Raw genomic sequence first — 4,624 nt, forward strand, 5'->3', positions numbered from 1 at the left:
CTTTAATTGGATTAGCAATTGCCGCGTTTTTATGGTGGCGGCGGCGGTAGGGAGATGGGAGCAGGGGAGCAGGGGGGAGATGGTAATTAGCGATTAGCGATTAGCGATTAGCGATTAGCGATTAGCCATTAGCCATTACCAATTACCAATTACCAGTTAACAGTTAACAAACAACAAACAACAAACAACAAATTACCATGCAAATTTATTTAGACTACAGCGCTACTACGCCCATACGCCCAGAAGCGATCGCCGCCATGCAAGCTGCTTTTACTCAATATTGGGGCAACCCTTCCAGCTTGCACGATTGGGGTCAAAGAGCAGCCACAACTCTAGAATTATCTAGAATGCAAGTAGCTAGCCTGATTAATGCCCCGCCGGAATCAGTGATTTTTACCTCTGGTGGCACAGAAGCCGATAACTTGGCAATTTTAGGCATCGCCCGCCATTACAAGCAGCCGCAACACATCATCATTTCCAGCGTTGAACATCCCGCCGTAGCAGAACCAGTAAGGTTTCTCGAACAACTAGGCTGGGAAGTAACGCGATTGCCCGTCGATCGCTTGGGAAGAGTTCATCCCCTAGACCTACACGCATCACTACAACCCAATACAGTTTTAGTTTCCGTGATTTTTGGTCAAAGTGAAGTAGGCACGCTACAACCAATTGAAGCCTTGGGCAAAATTGCCCGTTCTCATGGGGTTTTATTTCATACAGATGCCGTTCAGGTTGCCGGTAGAATGTCAATCGACGTGCAAAAATTGCCAGTTGACTTGCTATCGATATCTAGCCATAAAATCTATGGCCCTCAAGGTTCTGGGATGCTTTATATCCGAGAAGGAGTAGAATTAGCGCCAGTATTTGGGGGCGGTGGTCAAGAAATGAAACTGCGATCGGGGACGCAAGCAGTGCCAAATATAGTTGGTTTTGGCGTGGCGGCGGAATTGGCATTACAGGAAATGGTAGAGGAAACACCGAGATTAATCGGATTGCGCGATCGCCTATTTGATAAATTAGCTGAGGTGCCGAATTTAGTACCAACAGGCGATCGCTATTGTAGATTGCCACACCATCTTAGTTTTGTTGTTGCCAGTAAAGATGAAAATATTACAGGCAAAACTTTGGTACGGCAACTAAATCTGGCAGGAATTGGTATCAGTTCCGGTTCTGCTTGTAGTAGTGGAAAAATTACGCCCATTCCAACCTTGTTGGCGATGGGATACAGCGAAACTGAGGCTATTCGAGGAATTCGCTTGACTTTGGGAAGAGATACCACCGAAGCTGATATAGACTGGACTGCGATCGCGATCGCCCAAATTTTGGAAAGATTAACGCCAAAACGGTTAACTGTTAACTGTTAACTGTTAACCGTTAACTGGTAATTTTCCCTCTTCCCTCTTCCTTCTTCCTTCTTCCTTCTTCCTTCTTCCCTCTTCCCTAGCCCCTAGCCCCTAGCCCCTAGCCCCTCTTCCCTAGCCCCTCTTATGATTGAACTCCCGAAAACACTTGAAGAAGCGATCGCCCAATCCCGCGAAGCCGCAAAATCCGCCCTCAACGACGGTCAAACCCGCTTGCAGGTTGAATTAGTCTTTCCAGAAATCGCATTGCAAGCACAGTCAATCACCCAGCAATTCATCACCGACTTTGAAGAACTAGCAAACGGCCTTAAAGTCTTCTTTCCTGACACAGGTTCAGCCGCCCTTGCTCGCCGAGACTGGGGAACAGTACCATTTAAAATTACAGACCTTGGTAGCAGTAGATCCCCCGTAGCAGAGAAAATCGAGCCAGAAGACCAAATTTTCCTACTGGTAAATGCTTCCTCCATCGAAGTCGCCCAAGTCGAACAACTCTGCAACGCCGCAGATTCCCGTCCCGTAATTCTCCTCAATCCCCGTCTGGAAGACGCAGCTACTATTGGTATTGGTTATGCAGGCCGCCAATTGCGCGATCGCTTCCTCAATACCCTTCAATCTTGCTACTACATCAGACCTCTAAACACGGCTGCCCTTTTCCGTTACTACCCTCAATCGTGGCAAGTATGGCTAGAAACAGAGGGTGAATATAAACTGATTGCCGAAACCGCCCAAAAACCTGTAGGAGACGAACTAGAACGGATTCTAGCCCCAACCGTCGCAGATACCGATCCATCGGCCCCGCAGTTAGCCGCCCCCAAGAAAAAAGGAATCCTTGCAGAACTTCAAAGTTTGATCCGAGCACTTACGCACTAAGGTAAATTATGAAACATAATCGGTTTGACCGTTGTATAATCTTAATTACCAGACACTAATCCTGGGAAAGTCTCGATCGCAATAGTTTGGACAGTTTTTGACTGAGGAAACGAAAAAATTAGAGTTTCATACTGCCAAGATCGACGAAAGAATAAGGGTTTCAGCCCAAGCATCCAAACTATTGTAAACCACAACATCGTGTTTAAAATCAGGGAACTGGGTAAGGAAAATGAACCAACGGCGCATCGTCATTGGGGACGTACACGGACACTATGATGGGTTAATGACCCTTTTAGAAGCGATCGCCCCCAATACCGACGATCGAGTTTATTTTTTGGGAGATTTAATTGACCGAGGCCCAAAAAGCGCTCAAGTGGTTGATTTTGTGCAGCAAAGTTCCTACCAATGCCTGTTAGGAAATCACGAACAACTCATGATCGAAGCTAATGGCAGCGATCCGCGATCTTTACCAGCTTGGCTCTACAGCGGGGGACAGGCGACAATAGATAGTTATATAGATATAGGGATGATTCCGTATAAACACTTAGATTGGATGCGATCGCTTCCCCCCTATCTCGACTTAGGCGATATCTGGCTAGCTCATGCGGGCGTAGATCCCAAACTTTCCCTCAAACAGCAATCTACCTATCAACTTTGTTGGATTCGCGGAGAATTTCACAGGATTCTCAAGCCTTATTTTCCAGATAAATTAATTATTACAGGTCATACTATTACTTTTACCTTTGAGGGTGTCAGTCCCGGAGAATTAGCACAAGGAAATGGTTGGCTAGATATTGACACTGGAGCTTATCATCCCAGAAGCGGCTGGTTAACAGGATTAGACATTACTCATAGCCTAGTCTATCAAGTAAATGTGTTTGAGAATAAAGTCCGTACTTTGCATTTAGATGAAGCTGTCAAGCAGATTAAACCTCCTCAATTCTCGATTCGCCAACAGATGAGTTGAACAGAATTTACTATATAGACATCTCCTAAAGAGAATCTTAAACCCTTGCCCTCCATAGACAAAAATCTAATTATAGGAGATGTCTATTGCAACAAATACCTAGCGCAGCAATCTATCACCGTTAAATAGCGATCGCCCTTAAACCAACTCTGCATCACACGCACTGGAAACGCCGAATCCAAGAGGGCGATCGCATAGGATTGTCCCAAAAAAATGCGATCGCACCAAATGACTGTAGGGGCGGGTTCGCCCAAATATCTGACACCCATCGACAATCCTAAAAACCCGCCCCCACCCCACGAAAAGATTAAAAATTACATTGATTTTAATAATAAGGCGAGGATCGTTGTTAGGGATTATTCGTTGGGTGGGGGCGGGTTTTCAATATTATTGGTGGGTGACATAATTGATCGGTTAACCCGCCCCTACTACATTTTATTAAATAGCGATCGCCCTTAAACTAACTCTGCATCACACGCACTGGAAAGGGGCCCATTACGTAAGTTACCAGAAACACGAAAATTCGTGAAATTCCCCAATCCAATTAAATCACCACTCCCACTTCTTCCTTTGGCAACAATACTCAGACCCTTAAAATTACCGATCGAGTCATCAAAAATGCCACTACAGTCCCCAAAAGCGTTTGGCTTGTTTCGTATTCCAACACTTACCGTACCACTCGGTGAGGAAATGGGAATGATTTTGGTTTGTGTTCCACTTGCTGTCTCAAGTTCTACGATTATGTTGTCTATTCGTGGATCGCAGTAGGTGATTTTGTATTGTGCCGTTTGTCCATAGGGGATGGGTTCAGGGATGATTTCTCCAAAAAAGACTGAGCTTGAACAAGTTGGTGCTGGTTCAGGAGTAGTCGCAGCTTTATCGCAAGCGTCAAATGGAATACCCGTATTGTCAGCAAGAAACTTTCGGAACTGAGGCAACAAGTTAGTTTTGAGAGTGTTTTCTTGCGGCTTTTTCAAACCTACAAAAAATCTAGCAATTGATTTTCCTAGATCGATGTTCTTTGCTGTAGCTTCTGCTAAGTCTCCTTCCTTTTTAGCGATATTAAATTTGTGGTCAATCAAAGTGTCAAATACATTCATAGCAAGTTGTGTATCATTACCCGTAAGAATTGTACAACCGTAACGAAGGACTAAAACGACCCCTTAAATCCTCTGGTGTCACTCCCAAAACAGTACCTAACAGTGCGATTTGTTTTACCTAAAGTAAGCTGAAAAGCTTACGGGACGGTAAACCCAGTTGATGAAACTGGTGATAACTGATTACATTTGTGGGTGAATCGCCGTGCGGTAAGCCCCACCCCTCAAGTGCAGAGGTGAAAGCATATCCCCTAGTTTATTGGGTAGCAACCATGATAGCTAAAGCGGGGGTAAAAGGCAGAACTACTAGGAGCCAAACCCGGTAACTGTCG

General features: G+C 45.1%; 5 protein-coding genes. 3 read left to right on the forward strand and 2 right to left on the reverse strand.

The annotated features are described in order from the left end of the window. The first annotated feature begins 197 nt into the window (after nt 1-197). The 3 genes from PY364_RS13035 (at nt 198) to PY364_RS13045 (ending at nt 3,195) form a co-directional block, all read left to right on the forward strand. Nucleotides 198-1,361, forward strand: a complete 1,164-nt coding sequence (locus tag PY364_RS13035) for a cysteine desulfurase family protein (RefSeq protein WP_275523071.1) — start codon at nt 198-200, stop codon at nt 1,359-1,361. A 123-nt stretch (nt 1,362-1,484) separates the two neighbouring features. Then, nucleotides 1,485-2,228: a DUF1995 family protein gene (locus tag PY364_RS13040; protein ID WP_275523073.1), complete on the forward strand. Its 744-nt coding sequence runs from the start codon at nt 1,485-1,487 to the stop codon at nt 2,226-2,228. 229 nt (nt 2,229-2,457) lie between these two features. Beyond that, nucleotides 2,458-3,195, forward strand: coding sequence for a metallophosphoesterase family protein (locus PY364_RS13045; RefSeq protein WP_275523075.1), 738 nt, complete (start codon nt 2,458-2,460; stop codon nt 3,193-3,195). Between the two features lie 83 nt (nt 3,196-3,278). Here PY364_RS13045 and PY364_RS13050 read toward each other — a convergent pair whose 3' ends face one another. Both PY364_RS13050 and PY364_RS13055 read right to left on the reverse strand, forming a co-directional pair. Beyond that, complete coding sequence (locus tag PY364_RS13050) at nt 3,279-3,464, reverse strand: hypothetical protein (protein WP_275523077.1); 186 nt, start codon at nt 3,462-3,464, stop codon at nt 3,279-3,281. 186 nt (nt 3,465-3,650) lie between these two features. Then, the gene (locus PY364_RS13055) at nt 3,651-4,295 is read right to left on the reverse strand and encodes a hypothetical protein (protein ID WP_275523079.1); all 645 of its coding nucleotides are present in this window, start codon (nt 4,293-4,295) and stop codon (nt 3,651-3,653) included. Nucleotides 4,296-4,624 lie beyond the last annotated feature (329 nt).

Origin of the sequence: Kamptonema sp. UHCC 0994 (assembly GCF_029167235.1) — a bacterium.
In the GTDB taxonomy this organism is placed as follows: domain Bacteria; phylum Cyanobacteriota; class Cyanobacteriia; order Cyanobacteriales; family Microcoleaceae; genus Kamptonema.